A 22,432-nucleotide genomic window follows, 5' to 3' on the forward strand; every position below is an offset into this window, starting at 1 on the left:
GCTAACCAATTATGTTGTTTAGGTGATTTGCTTTATTGGTTTTCGTAATATCGGCCGATACGACGTTGAATTATACCTACGATGCCTATGGCCGCCGTACCGGCCAAGCGTTGAAGACCGGCAGTACGACGCACCAGCAGGTGAACTATACCTATGGTCCGGATGGTCGTTATGCGACGATTTCGGACTGCGGTTATACGGCGCATTATACCCACAATGCGGCGGGGCAGCTGTCGACGCTGCGGCTGGCGACGGCGACGGCCAACCAGACGATATCGACGGCAACCCGGAGCTTCGACAGTGCCCACCGGCTGACCGGCGTCAGCACGACGGCGGGATCATTGACGAAGAACTATGGTTATACATTGAACATCAAGGACCAGCGGATCAAGACGACGCTGGCGGACGGCAGTTACTGGGATTACGCATATGACAACTATGGACAGGTGATCAACGCGGTGCGCAAGAATGCATCCGGAGGGATCGCCGGGCAGTCGTTCAATTACAGTTTCGACCAGGTCGGCAACCGTCAGTCCGCCTTCCAGGGAACGGCCGGCAGTGATTCCCAGTGGAGCTATACGGTGAACGCGGTGAATCAGTATTCGCAGATCACCGAGCCGAATGGCACCACTTACGCGCAGGTGCACGATGCGGACGGCAACCTGACCGGCAGCTATACGACGCAATATACCTACGATGCCGAGAACCGTCTGAAAACGGCGGATGTCGGGACTTATCGTTATGAATATACTTACGACTATTTAAGCCGTCGGATCAGGCAGAAGGTGATTCTGAAATCGGGCGCGACCGGCCAGACGCAGTCAGAGGTCGCTTACGTCTACGACGGCTGGAATGTAGTAGGCGTCTACGACACCACGACGGCGACGCCGACTTTCCAGAAGGGGTATCTGTGGGGCGAAGACCTTTCCGGAGACTTGCAGGGCGCCGGCGGGGTCGGCGGGCTGCTGGCGGAAAAGCGCGGCGGACAGACCTATCTGCCGGTCTATGACGGCAACGGCAATATCATGAGTTATTTGAATGCCTCGACCAAGGCTTCGGTGGCGGAGTACATCTACGACGCCTTCGGCCGCACGATATCTTCGAGCGGCGCGGATGCCGACAACTTCACCTACCGGTTCAGCACGAAGCCGCTGGACGGTAACGGCCTATACTACTACGGTTACCGTTACTACGATCCGCAGCACGGCCGCTGGATCAGTCGTGACCCGCTGGAGGAAGAAGGTGGCGTGAATCTGTATGGGTTCGTTCAGAATAACGGCGTGGGAACTTGGGATATTTTAGGTACGAGAAGTCCATATCAGTATCGTATTGAAGAATTGCAGCGAGAGATAAAAGCAGATGCAGAAAGAAAGACTCAACGGCTGGCACAATTAAGGGAGGCAGGTTTTTCTGATGATGTTATTGCAAGACATGAAAATTGTACTGCAGAGCAAATAAAGAAACTTCAAAATGCTGTTGCAAGGTTGCGGGAAATTTATGGTGCGGTACGCGAGATAATTAACACACCCAAGGCACAGATTATCTCCGCAGAGTATTATTATGATGGAGATCAATATACTTTAGATAAAGTAAAGAAGAATTTTTTCGATCTTGAAGAGCCAGTAAATAAAGAGATTCGATTTATGTGTGAGACCAATTGTCCGGATGGATTGAATGCTTGGGTTAAACCAGAAGGAACAATCGAGGGAACATTTAACAAAACTATCCATATATGTCCATGTGCCGAAGAATTGGCCGATGAAGAATTGGCAAGAACAATTTTTCATGAATTGTCACATCAGTATTTGGGGATGGAAGATTATGCTTATGCGTTTAGTTTGTCTGCTTCTGGAGCTCCAGTTCATGAAAAAAGTGTATGGTGGAAGACACCCATTACTGGGATATTGTATCCGGTTCAGTTATCTTTAAAGGAACGCCTTAATAACGCAGCAACATTTGCCAATTTTATCTTTTATTTATACACTTATCCTGTATATTATAAGAAAAAATAATGCTTGCTATATTTTTACTAGGCCGTGATATCTTATTTACTAAAATTATACGGCACCGTAAATATAGTGGTCATACTTTTTAAAAGGAAGTCTTGTCGATAGATTGGGAAGTTTGTCATGCCCTAGGCGGTTGGACGAAAAACTTTGAAATATGAAAAAAAGGAATTTTTGCTGTATTAAAGATCATTTTTTCAATCAATTCAGGCTAAGAATACATTGGAGGAAACGAAAATGTTTATAAAATGGGTTAAGATTATTTTATTGTTTTTGATTAGCTTATATTTTTGTTTGGTAATATTGGTACTTATTTTTGTAAGGGATCAATATATAAGTATTTGTCGGCATTGTGGAATGTTGGCGAATACGACTACTTACTATTATTTTCCTTTTTTTCCAGACTATAAATGGAATTTTTATAAAGAAAAACGAGAAAGTTACTTTAACACTTTCGTCGATTTACATCCATGCCCAATTGGGGAATGTGAATTTTTAGCCATAGAAGCATTGGGAAGAGTTCCAGATACTGTTAATGAACTTTTGCGAAAGCCAAGACCGGCTTTACTCTGGGATACTGAACATCCGGAATTGGAACCGGAAATGGCGTCATTTTTAGAGTTTTATGAAAGAACCCATCCTGATTTAAAGGAGCAATTATTGCGTGCTCTTATACAAGGAAATATCCAAGAAGATCAGTTAGAATATGCTAGAGATTTGGAGATTGCTTGGGGTGATTGGAAGGTTGAACATCATTTAATACCTCAAGATGAAATTGATCGAACTCAAGCTGGCCGGCAATTGCTGAAAGAATGGTTAAAAGAAAAAGTCGAAAAAGAAAAAAAGCATCAGGGGGAAAAGGAAATGCAAGAGGCTGAAAACCCGGAAAATGCGTTGTCAACGAATTAGTAATGAGCTGATCAACAACAATTTTGACGCGAACGGCAACGTGCTGATGCTGACGGTGAACGGGCAGTCGGTCAGCATGGCTTACGACAATCTGAACCGGCTGTATAATTATCTGCTGCCCGGGAACCGGATCGTCAACTATGAGTTCCATCCGACCGGCGAGTTGAAGAAGGTGTCGGGAGCGGAGACTTACACGCAGGAGTTCACTTACAACAACTTCGGCGGCCTGTCGACGTTGAAGACCTGGCGTACCAACACGACGCCGCAGGTGACGAGCTGGAATTACGACAGCCGGCAGCGGGTGAAGGAGAAAATCTACGCGGACGGCCGTAAGGTCTCCTATACCTATACGGCGGACAATCAGCCGTTGAAACGGACCTGGGCGCGCGGGGTGACGACGACTTATTCGTATGACAACGGCGGTCGGCAGACCGGCATCGACTACAGCGATACAACGCCGGACGTGTCGATTACCTACGATTTCCTGAGCCGCCCGATAACGGTGACCGATGGAGCCGGAACCCGGACTTATACTTATGACAATGCGAAAAACGTGCTGACCGTCGAGACGCTTCCGTATCTGGCCGATACGACGCTGAATTATACTTACGATGCCTACGGCCGCCGTGCCGGCCAAGCGTTGAATACCGGCAGTACGACGCACCAGCAGGCGAACTATACCTATGGTACGGATGGTCGTTATGCGACGATTTCGGACGGCGGTTATACGGCGCACTACACCCACAATGCGGCCGGGCAGCTGTCGACGCTGCGGCTGGCGACGGCGCCGGCCAACCAGACGGTATCGACGGCAACCCGGAGTTTTGACAGCGCTCACCGGCTGACTGGCGTCAGCACGACGGCGGGATCATTGACGAAGAACTACGGTTATACATTGAACATCAAGGACCAGCGGATCAAGACGACGCTGGCGGACGGCAGTTACTGGGATTACGCGTATGACAACTATGGACAGGTGATCAACGCGGTGCGCAAAAATGCTTCCGGAGGGATCGCCGGGCAGTCGTTCAATTACAGCTTCGACCAGGTCGGCAACCGTCAGTCCGCCTTCCAGGGAACGACCGGCAGTGATTCCCAGTGGAGCTATACGGCGAACGCGGTGAATCAGTATTCGCTGATCACCGAGCCGAATGGCACCACTTACGCGCAGGTGCACGATGCGGACGGCAACCTGACCGGCAGCTATACGACGCAATATACCTACGATGCCGAGAACCGTCTGAAAACGGCGGATGTCGGGACTTATCGTTATGAATATACTTACGACTATTTAAGCCGTCGGATCAGGCAGAAGGTGATTCTGAAATCGGGCGCGACCGGCCAGACGCAGTCAGAGGTCGCTTACGTCTACGACGGCTGGAATGTAGTAGGCGTCTACGACACCACGACGGCGACGCCGACTTTCCAGAAGGGGTATTTGTGGGGCGAAGACCTCTCCGGCAGTCTGCAAGGCGCCGGCGGGGTCGGCGGGCTGCTGGCGGAAAAGCGCGGCGGACAGACCTATCTGCCGGTCTATGACGGCAACGGCAACATCATGAGTTACCTGAACGCGTCGACCAAGGCCTCGGTGGCGGAGTACGTCTACGACGCCTTCGGCCGCACAATATCTTCGAGTGGCGCGGAGGCCGACAACTTCACCTACCGGTTCAGCACGAAGCCGGTGGACGGCAATGGGCTTTACTACTACGGTTATCGTTATTACGATCCGCAGCATGGAAGATGGATCAGCCGTGATCCGATCGAAGAAAACGGCGGCGTGAATCTGTATGGGTTCGTCGGAAATAATGGCATTATATTTATTGATGTTCTTGGTTTGACTAAAGCCCCAACAATAAATCCTGATGGGACTGTAACTCCTGGGGATTCTGATTGGTATAATATGCATTCCAATCCAACGGTTGCAGCTCGTAAAAGAAGTAGATATATTAATCCTCGTTCGAAAAGAGAAAACCTAGAATATTGTGGCTATGTCTGTAAAAAGTGTGTTAATGGTGAAAATAAATATTTCACTACCCAAGTAGTTGGTACGATAGCAGGTTGTAGGCCAAGTGATGCTCCATGTCCAACCGATTCTACTATTGTTGCGTATTGGCATACACATGGAGGAGTAGATCCCAATTATAATAATGAGGATTGGTCAAATGCTGACTTGGATTTTGCTGATCGTTACGGAATTGATGGCTACCTTGCTACTCCAGGAAATAAGTTTCATCAATATATTCCGGATAGAAGTCATCCTAGCGGCAGAGGGACAATTATTGACAGAGGAAATTTGTAAATGAATATCTTAAAGTGTTTTATTGTTATTTTATTACTAATTATAACATATATTGTACGAGGTGAAGATATATCTATCATGGAAAAAATATTTGAAGAAATAGAGTGTTATAACATTGAAAATAAAATTTCTGAAAATGAGTATATTGTTTCCGCTATATTCTTATACCATAAATCATCTATAATAAATAATGAAATTTTTTGGAATGGAATTAAACAATATATTCCTAAAAACTGGAACGATTCTTATGTTGTAATTAGATATGATTCAATTGATGATAAAGAAACTAATTTTATCTTAATAAGTTCACTAGATATGCCACATGTTTTTACGCGTATTAATTTAGAAAATAATGTTATTTTTGAAGAAAAATTATTAAATAATCTTAAACAATCTCAGTCTCCTATCTCCTTAATAAAATCTATTTTCAACCAATCTCAAAGAATTGCAATTGAAAATAATATCGATGTAAATGAAATTGTATCAATAAAACTCGTTTATGATATTTTTATGTATGATCATGAAAATTCAAATTCAAATATTTCAAAATTTTCTATGGATAAAGATGTGTATTGGTTAATTGAATTCTGCAAATGGAAAAATTTTTATAATTTTTCTCAAAAAAATATAGGACTTGGCGGAGATGCATTTATTGGTATTGATGCATTTAATGATGACTATTATGTTATTAAGTTTAAGTAACCGAGATCATTTTATATCAAAGATATGATATATTGTGCGGTGAATCAGTATTCGCAGATCACCGAGCCGAATGGCACCACTTACGCGCAGGTGCACGATGCTGACGGCAACCTGACCGGCAGTTATACGACGCAATATACCTACGATGCCGAGAACCGTTTGAAGACGGTGGATGTCGGGAGTTATCGTTATGAGTACACTTACGACTATCAGGGCCGTCGTATCAAGCAGAAGGTGATCCTGAAATCGGGCGCGACCGGCCAGACGCAGTCAGAGGTCGCTTACGTCTACGATGGCTGGAATGTAGTGGGTGTCTACGACAATACCACGGCAACGCCCAGCTTCCAGACTGGCTATCTGTGGGGCGAGGATCTCTCCGGCAGTCTGCAAGGGGCCGGCGGGGTCGGCGGGCTGTTGGCGGAGAAGCGTGGTGGCCAGACCTATCTGCCGGTGTATGACGGCAACGGCAACATCATGAGTTACCTGAACGCGTCGACCAAGGCCCCAGTGGCGGAATATGTCTATGACGCCTTCGGCCGTACGGTATCTTCGAGCGGCGCGGAAGCCGACAACTTCACCTACCGGTTCAGCACGAAGCCGGTGGACGGAAACGGCCTATACTACTATGGTTACCGTTACTACGATCCGCAGCATGGAAGATGGATCAGCCGTGATCCGATCGAAGAAAACGGCGGCGTGAATCTGTATGGGTTCGTCGGAAATAATCCTGTAAAGAAGAAGGAATATTTAGGTTTAGATGTTTGGGTTGAAAATTCAACTGCAGTTGATGGGTGGCATAAACGAATTTGTGTAACAGTATGGGAATGGGAAGAGGAATCTACTGAATTTTATGGTTCTTTTATGACCTGCTGTGGAAATGATGGAAAGAAATATGTTCCAATCGGTAAATATTGTATAAGTTTTGGTATGCGTGAGAGAGCCGTGTTAGGATTTTTTGGTGGAGCTTTTGCGGATGGAGGAATTTTTGATTTTGATTCAGGAGGGGAAGATGGCAGTAGCAGTGTAGCCGAACCACACCTAGAGCCAGACTTCGAAAATCCTATTCCTTTTCCTCCGGGATTTGAAGGGCCGACTGCTGATGGGAATGGCGAGATTTATAGCGATATGATTGCGCCTACAGAGAAAATACGACAATATGCCCAAACAGAGTGCAATGAAGATTTCGAAATATTAAACTATATGAAGTCACTTAAAGGTAAAAGGGCAGAGTATTCAATATTGGGACAAAATTGTCGAGATTTTTCTGATATGATGTTTGATTATTTAACTTCAGGAAAGTGAGGTAGCGATGTCTAATAAATGGGAATTTACTTTGAGAGCAATTGGAATAATATGTACGTTTATTTTTATATGTATCTCTTGTATTGCTTGTTTTTTCTTTAATAATAAAATTGGCAATATTGAGGTAAATAATATTAAGATTAGAGTTAATCTAGAGTCGTTGGGTATTTCAGAATTTGAAATGCTATATTCAGATAATGTTGAAGATATCAAACTTATGGAAGAATGGTTAGATAGCCTTAGGAATGATCGAGGAAGTTTTGCATATATGTATATTACATTTGTTCCTGGAGAAATCGAGTTAAATTTTGATAATGTAAATGTCTCTTTCGGTGTAGATAATTTAGTCATAAATACAAAAGATAACGGTAAGGATTTACAATCATTGAAAAAAATGGATGAACTTGATTTCAAAATGAAAGAACGCTTGAAGGAGATCGTAAAAAAAGAAATTAAAAAAAGAAATTATTCATTTCCATATGAGAACAATAGTTATATTTTTAACAAGACAAAAAGCGACTGATGGTTTTGGGGCTAACCAATTATGTTGTTTAGGTGATTTGCTTTATTGGTTTTCGTAATATCGGCCGATACGACGTTGAATTATACCTACGATGCCTATGGCCGCCGTACCGGCCAAGCGTTGAAGACCGGCAGTACGACGCACCAGCAGGTGAACTATACCTATGGTCCGGATGGTCGTTATGCGACGATTTCGGACTGCGGTTATACGGCGCATTATACCCACAATGCGGCGGGGCAGCTGTCGACGCTGCGGCTGGCGACGGCGACGGCCAACCAGACGATATCGACGGCAACCCGGAGCTTCGACAGTGCTCACCGGCTGACCGGCGTCAGCACGACGGCGGGATCATTGACGAAGAACTATGGTTATACATTGAACATCAAGGACCAGCGGATCAAGACGACGCTGGCGGACGGCAGTTACTGGGATTACGCATATGACAACTATGGACAGGTGATCAACGCGGTGCGCAAGAATGCATCCGGAGGGATCGCCGGGCAGTCGTTCAATTACAGTTTCGACCAGGTCGGCAACCGTCAGTCCGCCTTCCAGGGAACGGCCGGCAGTGATTCCCAGTGGAGCTATACGGTGAACGCGGTGAATCAGTATTCGCAGATCACCGAGCCGAATGGCACCACTTACGCGCAGGTGCACGATGCGGACGGCAACCTGACCGGCAGCTATACGACGCAGTATACCTACGATGCCGAGAACCGTCTGAAAACGGCGGATGTCGGGACTTATCGTTATGAATATACTTACGACTATCAGGGGCGTCGGATCAGGCAGAAGGTGATCCTGAAATCGGGAGCGACCGGCCAGACGCAGTCGGAGGTTGCTTACGTCTACGACGGCTGGAATGTAGTGGGTGTCTACGACATCATGACGGCGACGCCGACTTTCCAGAAGGGGTATCTGTGGGGTGAAGACCTCTCCGGCAGCCTGCAAGGCGCCGGTGGAGTCGGCGGACTGCTGGCGGAAAAGCGCGGTGGACAGACCTACCTGCCGGTCTATGACGGCAACGGCAACATCATGAGTTACCTGAACGCGTCGACCAAGGCCTCGGTGGCGGAATACGTCTACGACGCCTTCGGCCGTACCATATCTTCGAGCGGCGCGGAGGCCGACAACTTCACCTACCGGTTCAGCACGAAGCCGATGGACGGTAACGGCCTATACTACTACGGCTACCGTTACTACGATCCGCAGCACGGCCGGTGGATCAGCCGCGATCCGCTGGAAGAAGAAGGAGGCGTGAATCTGTATGGAATGGTGGATAATTCTCCAATTGGTTATTTTGATTATTTGGGACAACAAAATTGGTTGTCACGCTATATCTTGAATCCTGCGTGGGGTGCAATTAAATGGACAGGAAGAACTGCGTGGTCTGGAGCCCGTTGGGCCGGTCAGTCTGCGTGGTCTGGAGCAAATTGGGTAGGGGACCAGGTTGGCAGTGCGTGTGTTCAAATAGAAAACGGTATTATCGTTGCTGCTAATGTGGTATTTGATGATCGCACTTTAGTTGTTGGGATTATTTCGGGACCAACAGGAGATATTGCGGCTGGACTTTCTAAAATGCTTGTAGGAAAAAGTGTCGGGGGAGGCCAGGCTTGGGACGGCACAAAGAGACTTGGTCTATTTTTAGCAGCTGATGTTGCAGGATTTATTTATGGTAATACTTGGGGAAAGGCTTCTGGTTTCTATTGGGCGACACAACAAGATTTTAATGCTCGGTATTATTTGACTCCTGCAGTGATTCCTAATATGGGTAATTATGGTGGCGCAAACTGGGGAACTAGTCAACAGCCTTTACCTATTGTTGCTCATTCTCTATCTAAAGAAACAGGTTTCTATCCGTTATTCCGTGTTCCTACCAAGATTGAATATGCCAGTTTCTTACACGATTATGATATGGAAGAACGTAGAGATGATGCACCTCCTCAGTGGAAGGCCCACTTGCGTTGGATTGGAAATACTTGGTTTGGAGAGGGAGCCGAGCCTGGACCGTTTGGCCAAGCGTACCGAGCGATTGGTACTCCTGCATTTCTTATTTTTTCTGGAGTATCTGCTGCATTTGGAATTTACCTGAATGTTGCATGAAACTTTCGAATCGTCGAGAAATGTTCAGAAGATTCGGAAGTTTTTATTTTCAGAGTCGGATATTGTCGTTTTTTTGCAAATTGAGCATATTCCCCCTTTCCCCCGTTGTTGTTCGGCGAGCCGGGGACAGCTCTCCAAGGTTTTATTCCCAAGCGATGATTTTCGCAGCGATCAAGCGGAGGAGTTCCTGATTTGGACAAGCACTTGAAAGAGCAACATAAATTTTTCTGGTATTCCGCCGAATAATGGCACCGATTTTCACCAGGTATAAGCGAATGCTGCCGCAGGTAGCCTCGGCAAATTGAGTTCCTGTCAACAACAATGCCCGAAACCGTTCCATGAGAATATAAGCCAAACTTGAAAGCAGAAGCCGGAATTGATTTGCCGCAAAGTCATGGCAGCTCGTCCGATCAGCGAAAAGATCCAGCTGCTGTTCCTTGATCCTGTTTTCCATCTCACCTCGGGCGCAATAGACTTTTTCATAAAGATATTGTCCATCATCATCAAGATTGGTGACGATAAAACGATTATTCGGTCCGGGGGAGTTGAATTCCGCTTTGGCAATCACCCGGCGCGGGTATTTCCAAGTTCCTGCCGCATATTCGAACTGAGTAAACAGTTTTGCTTTTTCATGTGTTTCGTTGTAAAGTGCTTCCGCTTTCACTTGAAGATCTTTTGATAATTCCAGCAAACGTGGATTTTTCGCCAATCCGACAATATATTTGACCTCATTTTTATCACACCAGTTCAGCATTTTCTGCCGACAAAAGCCACTGTCTCCCCGGAAAATAATCTTAACCTTCGGCCATTTCTGCCGAAAGCGCTTTACCAGTAGCGAGAGAATCGCCCAAGCATGCTTGGCCGCATCAATTTTTGATGGACGCAAATAAGCCACAAGCAATTGATCCCCGCAGAAAACATACAACGGCAAAAAGCAATAGTGGTCATAATAGCCATGAAAAAAGCGATTTTCCTGCATCCCGTAAGTGAGGTCATCGGTAGCATCGAAATCAAGAATCAATTCTCGAGGCGGCGTGGAAAAACTTTCGATAAAGAATTCGACAAACAATCGGCTCAAATCTACGCAAGCACGACGATCGATTCCATTTTCGAATCGACATAAAGTGCTTGGAGTGGCGAGTTGACGATCACGACCGACAACAGTTTGAATCAGCGGATCAGTTCGCAATTCATGATGGTCATTGAGATCTTCATGGCCGGCAACCAAACCAAAAACTCGTTGACGAAGCATGCTCAGATAGGAATGTTCAACTTTTCCGGGCTGTCGAATATCAAAAGAATCCAGCAGGTTACCGGCGCGCCGGGTCAAACCGAGTTTGCGGTCGAATTCTTTCACAAAAAGCAACCCGCCGTCACTGCTGATATCTCCACCGGCGAAATTGAATTCAATTTTTCTGCTTTTCGGACCTTGAAAGAACGGAATCGAAACGTTACATTTTGTCATTGGCAGACCTCGGCGTTATATTGTCACGTAAAATATTACAATATAATATATTAGTCGAGAATCTGCCTCTTTGTTTTTGAAAATTTACGCAATATTCAGGTTAATATATGATAAATTATTAGTTATTGTCCCAAATTTTGTGAAAAACACTTGTAATTTCCAACGCCGATGACGACGTTGCCGATAATTTCCATCCTTTTTTGCCAGTATTCCTCCCATGCACCGGCATTAGCAAACCGTTTCAATATGATTCTCGCAACTTTCGTTACGCCCTTGTCACTCCATCCATAAGCAATTTTCTTAATCCTGCGTCCAAGTTCCCGCATAACTCTTTCAACCATCGACGAGGCTCTTGGAGAGATCAATCCCCATTTTAACCAGCGGCGAATATAACCGAACATGCCGATTTTTGCCCGTCGCATATAGGTTGCCGCCGCTTCATACCCATGCCCTTGAAAATATCCAATCAGTTGATCTATGGCCGCTTCTGTTTTTTCCATTCGTTCCTCGATATCATCTTTCTCTTTCTCGGACACGTATTTGAAATCTTCCTGCGGCAATTCAATCGCCAGTGCTCCGGCTAAAGCCTCCTGAATCGGTTTTGACTCCCCCTTGCGTCCTCCGTCCTGATACATCGCATGATACAAATCCCGATTGATATGCCAGTGGCAACGTTGCTGCTCCGAGGCATATTCGGCAAACGCTTCGGACAATCCAAGTTCTCCGTCGCAGATCAAAATACTACCATCAGGAAACTTCATTCCCTGTTCTTGCCATTGCTTACAGACAGCATCCCAACTCGTTCCTGCCCAAGTTCCAAGCGGAAATATTTCTCCACAAGTGTTAATGCCGATGACCACTTTCAAATCGCCCTTGCGTGCTTCTCCATTACAACCTTCTCCTTTAAATTTGGTCCCGTCAGGCATAATCTGAATCGGGGCGGAACCGATCACCCGTTTTGAAATGTCTATTTCATCACAATCCGTACGCAACACCCAGCCATGCGCGGTATGAAATGATACCGGCAGTTTTCCATCACGTGTCAATTCCTGAACCGCACGACGGTAATTCGTCTCGCTCACAGCTTCAACAATCAGCTTTTCCAGTTCATTGGTTTTCGTCTGGTAACGTCCCAGGCGAATGAATCGCTGCAATGGCGAAAAGGTTTTTCCGCACGTGGAACAACTCACACGCCAGAAACTCATTTTGAATTCACCCAAGCTGGTTCGAATGCGACGCTTGAAACTCCCGTTCAGCCGAAGATGACCACTGTCACAACACTTCAACGCATTTGTTTGACCATGAAAGATTCGATATATCAGGAGTTCTTGAACCATCTGTAAAATCATCTCCAATAGTTCGGCGAATGCCTTGCGTTCATATACATCTGCCAGTTTGGTTACAAGTTCATCCAAAGAAAATCCGTTTTCCGATTGACAAAACGACAGGTCCATGCTAATTTTACCTTGCATCTGCCTTTCCTTTATGTTGAGATTTTGAGTTACTCAAAATAAAAGGCAGATGCAACCTTGTCAAACAACTCATCCCATCACAAAATTTGGGACATTATCAATTATTAATGTATTGGTGTGTTTATGTTTAAAATCATTACTATTTTTTTTGGGACTATTTTTTTAATAATTAGTTATTCTTGTGCGAATACTGTTAATTACCTGGTGCCACTGAATGCACCAACCTTTACGGACAATGAATTTAAGTTTATTCATTTGCTCGAAACGGAATTGGGAAATTATACTGTTAAAATTACTAAAAATAATATTGGCAGATCTTATTTATTTGAATTCACTTCCTTGAAGGCGAAAATATTTTATGATCCAGAAGAGAAATATCTTCAGTTATGTTTTACTAATATCCCTGAAGAAGAAATTCTATTAGATCTACAAAGACTAGAGAATATTTTTCAAAAATATAATATTCCATTTGAAATAGAAAAAAGAGATAAATGAAATTTTGCCTTCATAGGAAGCAGGTAATAAATATGCAATTTAAAAAATATTTCTTTATGGCATTGGGGATTATTTTTATGCTTACCTTGACAGCTTGCGTTGGTGTAGAATATACTATCTCAATTCCTTCGACCTCTTCAAGGGAAAGTGGGTTGGAATTTATTGCGTTATTAGGAGAAGAATTTAGAACTTCTAAAGTCAATTTTATAAAAGATGGTTCTAAAGAAGTTTATACTTGCTATATATCTGGTATTGGCGCAGGATATTATTATCCTGGAGATAAAATTAAAATAAAGATTTCATCTGGTGAAATTGATAAAAAAAGATGGAAACTTGAAGATTTTTTTCGTAAATACGATATCCCTTTTGAGATTATAGAGCAAAAAAAATGGCAGGAAAATATTTTGTTTGGAGGCGGCTGGCAATGGTAACCATTATTATTGAAAGTATAATAGTTTGAGTTCCACTATTGATTGTAAATCACATTTAGCTAGAGAGTTAAAAACGGGTGATCAGCCGTTGAAATGAACTTGGACGCAGGGTGTGAAGGACGACCTATGGCACATTATACTCACAATGCGGCGGGCCAGCTGTCGACGCTGCGGCTGGCGACGGCGCCGGCCAACCAGACGGTATCGACGGCAACCCGGAGCTTCGACAGCGCTCACCGGCTGACCGGCGTCAGCACGACGGCGGGATCATTGACGAAGAACTATGGTTATACATTGAACATCAAGGACCAGCGGATCAAGACGACGCTGGCGGACGGCAGTTACTGGGATTACGCATATGACAACTATGGACAGGTGATCAACGCGGTGCGCAAGAATGCTTCCGGAGGGATCGCCGGGCAGTCGTTCGATTACAGTTTCGACCAGATCGGCAACCGTCAGTCCGCCTTCCAGGGAACGACCGGCAGTGATTCCCAGTGGAGCTATACGGCGAACGCGGTGAATCAGTATTCGCTGATCACCGAGCCGAATGGCACCACTTACGCGCAGGTGCACGATGCGGACGGCAACCTGACCGGCAGCTATACGACGCAATATACCTACGATGCCGAGAACCGTCTGAAAACGGCGGATGTCGGGACTTATCGTTATGAATATACTTACGACTATTTAAGCCGTCGGATCAGGCAGAAGGTGATTCTGAAATCGGGCGCGACCGGCCAGACGCAGTCAGAGGTCGCTTACGTCTACGACGGCTGGAATGTAGTAGGCGTCTACGACACCACGACGGCGACGCCGACTTTCCAGAAGGGGTATCTGTGGGGCGAAGACCTTTCCGGAGACTTGCAGGGCGCCGGCGGGGTCGGCGGGCTGCTGGCGGAAAAGCGCGGCGGACAGACCTATCTGCCGGTTTATGACGGCAACGGCAATATCATGAGCTGCCTGAACGCGTCGACCAAGGCTTCGGTGGCGGAGTACATCTACGACGCCTTCGGCCGTACCATATCTTCGAGCGGCGCGGAGGCCGACAACTTCACCTACCGGTTCAGCACGAAGCCGCTGGACGGCAGTGGCCTCTACTACTATGGTTACCGTTATTACGATCCGCAGCACGGCCGCTGGATCAGCCGTGATCCGATCGAAGAAAACGGCGGCGTGAATCTATATGGGTTCGTCGGAAATAATGGAATAAATAAAAAAGAGTATTTAGGTTTAGATATCTGGGTTGAAAATTCAACTGCTGTTCATGGGTGGCATAAACGAATTTGTGTGACAGTTTGGAAGGAAAATTCAGCTGAATTTTATGGTCCCCGTCGAACTTGTTGTGGAAATGATGGAAGGGAATATATTCCTGCCGGTAAATATTGTATAAGTTTTGGTATGCGTAAGAGAGCCGTGTTAGGTTTTTTGGGTGGAGCTTTTGCGGATGGAGGAATTTTTGATTTTGATTCAGGAGGGGAAGATGGCAGTAGCAGCGTAGCCGAACCACACCTAGAGCCAGACTTCGAAAATCCTATTCCTTTTCCTCCGGGATTTGAAGGGCCGACTGCTGATGGGAATGGCGAGATTTATAGCGATATGATTGCGGCTACAGAGAAAATACGACAACATGCTCAAACAGAGTGCAATGAAGATTTCGAAACATTAAAATATATGAAGTCACTTGAAGGTAAAAGGGCAGAGTATTCAATATTGGGACAAAATTGTCGAGATTTTTCTGATATGATGTTTGATTATTTAACTTCAGAAAAGTGAGGTAGCGATGTCTAATAAATGGGAATTTACTTTGAGAGCAATTGGAATAATATGTACGTTTATTTTTATATGTATCTCTTGTATTGCTTGTTTTTTCTTTAATAATAAAATTGGCAATATTGAGGTAAATAATATTAAGATTATAGTTAATAAAAAATCTGAAATACTATATCCAAATGATCGTGAAAATATAGAATTTATGAAAAAATGGTTAAATAATCTCAGAAAAGATCGAGGAAGTTTTGCGTATATGTACATTAGCTTTGCACCAACTGAAATAGAGTTATTTTTAAGTGATATAAGAATTTCTTTTGGATCAGATGATTTAATTGTGTATACTAAAGATAATAGTAATACATATATACAATCTGTCAAAAAAATGGATGACTTTGACCTGAAAATGAAAGAACATTTACAAAAAATAATAGAAAAAGAAAAAATAATGAAAAATTATTCTTTTCCTGTTGATATACGAAAAGAATATTTTCAAAAGTAAATTTTTTTTGATTTAATGAACTATCACTCGTGCTCTGCACGGAGTAGTTTATTCCTGATGTATGATAGTCATTTAAATTTATATATATTTAAATAATGATATGTAAAATTGTTCTGTATTGTATTTATTCAATGTCAAAAATACTAATTCTCTTATATTTAAAGTGAGATTCCTACTTATAACGGCGTTTAGAGTGAACAGAGGATCTAACCGGTCATGGTGGCAGTAAATTTAAGGTTTTTAAGGAAGAAGGTAATAAATTGAAGAGGCTCCATGATGCAGATGAATATGGAAGATATTTGAGAGATAAACATAAAGGTCCTGTTGGTCAATATATTTTACTGAAAGATTTAAAAGGAGTCAACCGATGATTGAGTCTGCGGAAGAATTTATTCGGTTAAGAGAAAGTGAAATTCCGGAGGAATATGTCCGTTCGGCGGAAGACGAATTACCTTTAGAGATAGGTATGGAACTAGTAAAAAATTTTCCAGAGATGAAACAATGGGTTGTTATCAACAAAACAGTGCCAATTGAAATTTTGGAGTTATTAGCTGATGATGAAGATGAAAATGTTCGTTTTGAGGTTGCATCGAAACGTAAATTAACGAGGGATTTATTCCTAAAACTATCCAAAGATCCTGATGCAACGGTGCGGGAAAGAATTGCTTGTAATGCAAAAACTCCAATTGACATTTTAAGAGGAATATATCCGGATGAATGGGATTATATTAATGAAACTTTAGAGGAGCGCATAAAAGCTTATGAAGAAAAGATGAAAAAATAATTTAATTGGAAGATAGTAACTTGCATCGCACAAGGAAAATCGAGCGTAAATCTGTTGTGTTTTTGTTCTGCCATTAAATGCTGATAGAACCTTGTGCGAATATGAGAATATCTATGACTATCTGAACTGTCGGATCAGGCAGAAGGTGATCCTGAAATCGGGAGCGACCGGCCAGACGCAGTCGGAGGTTGCTTACGTCTACGACGGCTGGAGTGTGGTGGGCGTCTACGACATCACGACGGCGACGCCGACTTTTCAGAAGGTGTATCTGTGGGGTGAAGACCTCTCCGGCAACCTACAGGGTGCCGGCGGGGTCGGCGGGCTGCTGGCGGAAAAGCGCGGTGGGCAGACCTACCTGCCGGTCTATGACGGCAATGGCAACATCGTGAGCTACCTGAATGCGTCGACCAAGGCCTCGGTGGCGGAGTACGTCTACGACGCTTTCGGCCGCACGATATCTTCGAGCGGCGCGGAGGCTGACAACTTCACTTACCGGTTCAGCACGAAGCCGATGGACGGCAGTGGCCTTTACTGGATTCTGTTAACACTATTTGAAAATATCTGATTTCATGCTATATTACCCTTATGGAACTCAATGAAAAACAATATGAAAAAATTGCGAAATATTTACCGCGGCAACGCGGAAATGTGAGTATGAGCAATCTCCAGTTGGTGAATGCGATTCTTTATGTCACGGAAAACGGCTGCAAATGGAGGGCACTGCCGAAATCCTATGGTAATTGGCATACGGTTTATACGCGTATGAATCGCTGGAGCAAAAATGGTGTTTTGCGACGTCTTTTTGAAGCACTTCAACAAGAAAATGTTATCCGCATAAAAATGGAAGCGGTATGCCTGGATAGTACAAGCATTAAAGTGCATCCAAACGGAACCGGGGCTTTAAAAAAAGTGGCAAGCAAGGAATCGGCCGCTCACGAGGAGGTCTCACCACAAAACTTCATATGTCACCGCATCTGACCGTGCGGCGGTTTCATTCTCACTCTCAGCTGGAAATGCCGGCGATGGCCCAGAAGGACGAAAATTATTGAATTTCACTGCCGCCAATGAGGCGCATCGTTATTTGATTATGGACCGTGCTTACGAAGGCGACAAGACGCGTGCGTTGGCAATAGAACTTGGATATATTCCGATCGTTCCGCCAAAACAGAACAGAAAAAAGCCTTGGGTATATGATAAAGTAATCTATAAACGCAGGAATGAAGTTGAACGATTCTTCTTGCGTTTGAAGAGGTTTCGGAAAATATTCACGCGTTACGACAAGCTCGATATCATATTCGCTGGATTCATTCTGTTTGCGATGGCTATTGATTCCATAGTGAGAACACAATCTAGTGTCCAGTCAAATTTGAAAAGATAAAATTATGTGTTATCTTAATCTCCAATGGATTTAACAATGGAGGTTGGATATGGCAGATGCAAAATATCGGTTTTGTTTAACGAACGATGAAAAGCAGGAACTGAATCAGATGGTGTCGAGCGGAAAGCGCAATGCCCGGCAGGTATTGGATGCCTTGATATTGCTGAATTGTGATGAATCCGAGGGCAAGAAACAATCCGATGAAATTGTCGGAGGTTTCTTGAAGGTCGGTAAATTGCGTGTTCATCGAGTTCGTAAGCGTTTCTTTGAAAACGGAATGGGAGGAGTGTTCAATCTGCCGCATGGCGGAGGACGTACCAAGCATACAGACGGTGATTTTGAAGCACATTTGATAGCCTTGAGTTGCGGAGAACCGCCAGCGGGACACTCGCAGTGGAGCTTGCGCTTGCTTGCTGATAAAATGGTGGAGCTGGAATATGTTGAATCTGTATCGCATGAAACAGTGCGGCAGGTTCTTAAAAAAACGAACTCAAGCCTTGGCAAAAAGAGCAATGGGTAATTCCGCCGCAGAAAAATGCGGCATTTGTTGCAGATATGGAACGAGTGCTTGATATTTACAAGCGGCCTTATGACGAAAAATTCCCAGTCGTTTGTTATGATGAGATGCCTCGCCAGTTGCTTGAGGAAGTGCGAGAAATACAGCCTATGCGTCCAGGGCAGTCTAAACGAGTGGACTATGAGTATCGCCGCATGGGAACATGTAATGTCTTGTTGGCAAGCGAACCGTTGCGCGGGTGGAGAATGGCAGATGTGACACAGACAAAAACAGCAAAGGATTGGGCGATATTTACTGAGAAAATAGCTTTGGCCTATCCGAATGCAGAGAAGATTATTTTAATTGAAGATAACCTCAACACACATAAACCGGCATCATGGTACGAAACGTTTCCACCAGAAAAAGCCAAGGCTTTAATGGATAAATTCGAGCTTGTTTACACGCCAAAACATGGTTCGTGGCTCAATATGGCGGAAATTGAACTCAATGTAGTATCGGCACAATGTCTGAAAAAGAGAATCGCCTCCATAGAAGAAATGAGAAGCATGGTGAATACATGGGAGAAAGAGCGAAACCAGAAAACAAAAACCATCAATTGGCAGTTTTCAACAACGGATGCACGAGTAAAGTTGCATCGACTATATCCATCTTTTCAAATTTGACTGGACACTAGTTAATTGCCGGTACAATATCACCTATATCTACAATCGTGGACAACCATTGACCGTTGTCGATGCCGCCGGGACTAGGACATTTACTTATAATGCACAATTCGCCTTGCAAAAGGAGGCAATCAGTGGTATCTATACGAAAGAGCTGAATCGCGTTTATACCACCAGCGGCTAAAAGGGGGGGACAGCGGATTGAATATTGGTGCGACCAATCTGTATACCTACGGTTACGACCAGTACAGCCGCTTGAATAAAGTGACTACTGCGGCCGGCGTTTTCAATTATACATGTCTTGCCAACAGCGACTTGATCGCTTCCATGGCCCGCCCGAATAATGTTTCGACTAACTACACCTACGAAACAGCCAGGGATCTGTTGACTAATAACTTATCCCTAAATAATAGTTGAAAACATGAAAAATATTGCTATATTATCACCAAACACTAGAAAGTGAATATGGCAATGAATTCTTGGGGAGGCTCTGATGCTTTTGGGGCGAAAGTCGAACCTTTGATTCCCCGTGCAAGGCGTGATAGGAATCGTGAGTATCAGCGTCGTCGCGGAGCGGGACGCAAACCGTTGGAAGCGCGTCGAGTATTTGAGGGCATCATGTATGTTTTGCGAACGGGAATACAATGGAAGGCACTTCCCCGCGAATACGGGAGTTCAAGCAGCATACATCGTTATTTTCAGCGCTGGTCGAAAGCCGGATTGTTTCAAAAATTGTGGAAGAAAGGTTTGGTGGAATACGATGAGTTGGAAGGGATTTCCTGGCGTTGGCAAAGTATCGACGGAGCAATGAACAAAGCCCCATTGGCCCGGGAAGCAGTAGGTCCCAATCCCACAGACAAGGGAAAAAAATGGGACCAAACGTCACGTTCTCGTAGACGAGCGTGGCATCCCGTTGTCAATAGTCGTGACCGGAGCAAATCGGAATGATGTTACGCAAGTGAATGCCGTTTTGAGCGCAAGAATGAGAAAGCCGCGAGTAAGAACAAAGCAGAATCTTTGTGCGGATGCCGGTTATACCGGCTCTGGAGAAGTTATGAAGCTCGACGTTGGATTGTGGAAGTGGCCCATTCATGGTTCAATCGCTTCTGAAAACTTCTGGTGCGTTTTGAAAAAACACATGCCGCATATGAAGCATTGCTTCAATTGGCGGCATGCATGATTATTTATAGAAAACTTGCTGCTATTTAGGGATAAGTTCTTAGCAAATTCAAAGGTATTTCGAAAAAGACCTTCTATTTGCACTTGAAAGAATGTGAGTTTCGGTTTAATTATAGGTAGCAAGATATTTACAAGATCCTTTTAATATCTATGAGAAAATCACCGCTTTCAATGTCATAAACCTTCATTTTTGTAAGTCTTTTTGTGAATTAATTTGTAAACTATCAGCATATAAAATAGTTTTATCATTAAATGGTCTAAAAGATCATTCCAACATCATTTTTCATTGCCAAGTTTGAATACCGCATAGCCGTATGTGCCGGAAACACTGACCAGAAGGCCATCCGCCGCCACTACGCCGGAACCATGCAGTGTGAATGAATTGGTCTTGTCGATCACTGCAACGTCCATGCCGGTCATAAAGGCGGGCAATGGCAGCTTGCAGAACGTGACGGGTTTATGGAAGTCCACAACGACAATAATATTTTTGCCGTCCCGATACCAGGTGAAACACGTTGCATCCGGAACTGTCGCGGCAGACCAGAAAGCGCGGTATGCCACCATCTCATAATACGCCCCAACCGGCAGCAATCCGCCGACCGTAACCGCTTTCAAATACTGCTTCCGCGCCGCCGACACAAACAGAGCATCAGTCACCAGCGTTTTTCGCACCGAGGGAATACCCGTAGATCGCACCGGCGTATAACCGATCATCAACCCATGTTCGGCGACTCCGGCAGACGATTTGACGATTTGCGCCATGCGATCCGGCGGATTGTCGGGATTTGTCCAGAGTATTGCACTGTTCAAATGTGCCGCTGATATTTTCCCCGGCGGCAAAATCCCATGTTTTGACCGTTCCGGCAATCGGCTTCACGCGCGGAATGTATTGCCACAACTGCCGGTTCGTTGCGGTAAGGCCCATGGCCTGTGTGAACCCGAAATACCCGAGCGAAATCGGATTAAGCACCTGAACGGAATCGACGATGGTACAGGAACCGTTTTCAGCATAGCGATACGTCAAGGTTCGCCACACATCCGAAGCAATGTCGTCACCGTTGAAGGCCGGTTGCGTCGTACCGCCGACTTGTGAGACAACATAATTCAGTACTGCGGCCGGATTGGTGATATTGTAGGAGTTGACGATATCGAGAGAGTTGCATGAATAGAGGCCATCATCGGTTATTTCTGAAAGTCCGTCAAGCAGTACCTTTTTAGTCTGGTGATTGACCGCCGGATGCAGTTGGGTCAATGCGGCAGAGGAAAAAGAAATAGAATCGATATTGGTTGCCCCGCTGCTGTGTATCAACGTATTGCCTGTAATCGCGGTATGAAACGACCATGCCGGATAAACGGATTTATTTTCAGAGACAAACCATAACTTGTTTGTATCTAACACTTTAATTAGACACCATTTCACATTCGCGCCGTCGAGCCATTTCGAACCGACATCCGCAACCGTTTTTCCGTGTTCAGTTGCGGTGAGTTCCTGAACAATATTGGCCCCGTGATTGCCGCCAATGTAAGTTCCGTTGTAATTCAAGGGCGCCGCATCGTCAGCAGTGTACTGGATATCAATACCCGCACTCCACGCCGTCGCCGGAGCAGCATCGGAAACCGCCGCCTTGCGGGTACCGTTGGGATTGACAATTTCATTATACGTTCCCAACGTTAAGGCAACGCGATGAATCAAATCATAGTCGGCATCAAATCGGCTTTTGATGTAAAGCATAGTGCCGACCTTCTGAACCGTGAGCGGTGCGGTGAATCCCAATGGATTCCAATCAACAGAGGTACAGCCAGATAATACTATTTCGCTTTCAAACACAGACCATCCAATCAAAAAGAGAAAATGATTGTATCGTTTTCGGATTTTCGGAAAGTTGAAGCAAGACCTCACATAATCTGTCTTCGAGTTGTTCGAGCGACTGCC

At 44.9% G+C, this 22,432-nt stretch carries 18 protein-coding genes and 3 pseudogenes; 17 read left to right on the top strand and 4 right to left on the bottom strand.

All coding sequences use genetic code 11. The annotated features are described in order from the left end of the window. The first annotated feature begins 35 nt into the window (after positions 1-35). The 7 genes from HWX74_RS16000 (at position 36) to HWX74_RS16030 (ending at position 9,844) form a co-directional block, all read left to right on the top strand. A complete protein-coding gene (locus tag HWX74_RS16000) occupies positions 36-2,012 on the top strand; it encodes an RHS repeat domain-containing protein (protein ID WP_303048116.1) in 1,977 nt (658 codons plus the stop codon). A gap of 231 nt (positions 2,013-2,243) precedes the next feature. Next, a complete protein-coding gene (locus HWX74_RS16005) occupies positions 2,244-2,915 on the top strand; it encodes a hypothetical protein (protein WP_176014496.1) in 672 nt (223 codons plus the stop codon). Beyond that, positions 2,896-5,214 (top strand): RHS repeat-associated core domain-containing protein, encoded by a 2,319-nt coding sequence (locus HWX74_RS20550; RefSeq protein ID WP_176014497.1) that lies wholly within the window; start codon positions 2,896-2,898, stop codon positions 5,212-5,214. Before HWX74_RS16005 ends, HWX74_RS20550 begins: the two co-directional genes overlap by 20 nt. Continuing rightward, complete coding sequence (locus HWX74_RS16015) at positions 5,215-5,916, top strand: hypothetical protein (RefSeq protein WP_176014498.1); 702 nt, start codon at positions 5,215-5,217, stop codon at positions 5,914-5,916. Between the two features lie 39 nt (positions 5,917-5,955). Continuing rightward, on the top strand, positions 5,956-7,218 hold the full coding sequence (locus HWX74_RS16020; protein ID WP_176014499.1) for an RHS repeat domain-containing protein: 1,263 nt from the start codon (positions 5,956-5,958) through the stop codon (positions 7,216-7,218). Positions 7,219-7,225: 7 nt separating this feature from the next. Further along, entirely contained in the window at positions 7,226-7,741 is a 516-nt protein-coding gene (locus tag HWX74_RS16025; RefSeq protein WP_176014494.1) for a hypothetical protein, read from the top strand. Between the two features lie 45 nt (positions 7,742-7,786). After that, on the top strand, positions 7,787-9,844 hold the full coding sequence (locus HWX74_RS16030) for an RHS repeat domain-containing protein (protein ID WP_303048117.1): 2,058 nt from the start codon (positions 7,787-7,789) through the stop codon (positions 9,842-9,844). Positions 9,845-9,986: 142 nt separating this feature from the next. Here the strand turns inward: HWX74_RS16030 and HWX74_RS16035 are convergent, their stop codons facing one another. Further along, positions 9,987-11,309, bottom strand: a complete 1,323-nt coding sequence (locus HWX74_RS16035) for an IS1380 family transposase (protein WP_176013531.1) — start codon at positions 11,307-11,309, stop codon at positions 9,987-9,989. A gap of 122 nt (positions 11,310-11,431) precedes the next feature. Beyond that, a complete protein-coding gene (locus HWX74_RS16040; protein WP_176014501.1) occupies positions 11,432-12,781 on the bottom strand; it encodes a transposase in 1,350 nt (449 codons plus the stop codon). A gap of 123 nt (positions 12,782-12,904) precedes the next feature. Between HWX74_RS16040 and HWX74_RS16045 the strand changes: the two genes are divergently transcribed. From HWX74_RS16045 to HWX74_RS16090, 10 genes and pseudogenes are all read left to right on the top strand, one after another. Beyond that, the gene (locus HWX74_RS16045; protein ID WP_176014502.1) at positions 12,905-13,276 is read left to right on the top strand and encodes a hypothetical protein; all 372 of its coding nucleotides are present in this window, start codon (positions 12,905-12,907) and stop codon (positions 13,274-13,276) included. Between the two features lie 32 nt (positions 13,277-13,308). Beyond that, the gene (locus HWX74_RS16050) at positions 13,309-13,707 is read left to right on the top strand and encodes a hypothetical protein (RefSeq protein ID WP_176014503.1); all 399 of its coding nucleotides are present in this window, start codon (positions 13,309-13,311) and stop codon (positions 13,705-13,707) included. 93 nt (positions 13,708-13,800) lie between these two features. After that, positions 13,801-15,483 carry an RHS repeat domain-containing protein gene (locus tag HWX74_RS16055; RefSeq protein ID WP_176014504.1) on the top strand — a complete coding sequence of 561 codons (1,683 nt, stop codon included), beginning with the start codon at positions 13,801-13,803 and terminating at the stop codon, positions 15,481-15,483. A gap of 7 nt (positions 15,484-15,490) precedes the next feature. Next, positions 15,491-15,979, top strand: coding sequence for a hypothetical protein (locus tag HWX74_RS16060; RefSeq protein WP_176014505.1), 489 nt, complete (start codon positions 15,491-15,493; stop codon positions 15,977-15,979). Between the two features lie 367 nt (positions 15,980-16,346). After that, positions 16,347-16,763: a hypothetical protein gene (locus tag HWX74_RS16065; RefSeq protein WP_176014506.1), complete on the top strand. Its 417-nt coding sequence runs from the start codon at positions 16,347-16,349 to the stop codon at positions 16,761-16,763. A 145-nt stretch (positions 16,764-16,908) separates the two neighbouring features. Next, the gene (locus tag HWX74_RS16070; protein WP_176014507.1) at positions 16,909-17,328 is read left to right on the top strand and encodes a hypothetical protein; all 420 of its coding nucleotides are present in this window, start codon (positions 16,909-16,911) and stop codon (positions 17,326-17,328) included. Between the two features lie 20 nt (positions 17,329-17,348). Then, positions 17,349-18,141, top strand: a pseudogene (locus HWX74_RS16075) (IS5 family transposase). A 49-nt stretch (positions 18,142-18,190) separates the two neighbouring features. Next, a protein-coding gene (locus HWX74_RS16080; protein ID WP_176012156.1) for an IS630 family transposase occupies positions 18,191-19,320 on the top strand; the annotation gives its coding sequence in 2 pieces (ribosomal slippage) (positions 18,191-18,629 and positions 18,629-19,320; 1,131 coding nt in all). 465 nt (positions 19,321-19,785) lie between these two features. After that, positions 19,786-20,529, top strand: a pseudogene (locus tag HWX74_RS16085) (IS5 family transposase). Positions 20,530-20,538: 9 nt separating this feature from the next. Then, a pseudogene (locus HWX74_RS16090) lies at positions 20,539-20,619 on the top strand (IS1595 family transposase); the annotation flags it as partial. Between the two features lie 156 nt (positions 20,620-20,775). Here HWX74_RS16090 and HWX74_RS16095 read toward each other — a convergent pair. Further along, entirely contained in the window at positions 20,776-21,171 is a 396-nt protein-coding gene (locus tag HWX74_RS16095) for a hypothetical protein (protein WP_176014508.1), read from the bottom strand. Next, a partial coding sequence (locus HWX74_RS16100; RefSeq protein WP_217704981.1) for a hypothetical protein occupies positions 21,149-22,432 on the bottom strand: 1,284 nt, incomplete at its 5' end. The genes HWX74_RS16100 and HWX74_RS16095, both read right to left, overlap by 23 nt.

The sequence above is a fragment of the Victivallis sp. Marseille-Q1083 genome (assembly GCF_903645315.1).
In the GTDB taxonomy this organism is placed as follows: domain Bacteria; phylum Verrucomicrobiota; class Lentisphaeria; order Victivallales; family Victivallaceae; genus UMGS1518.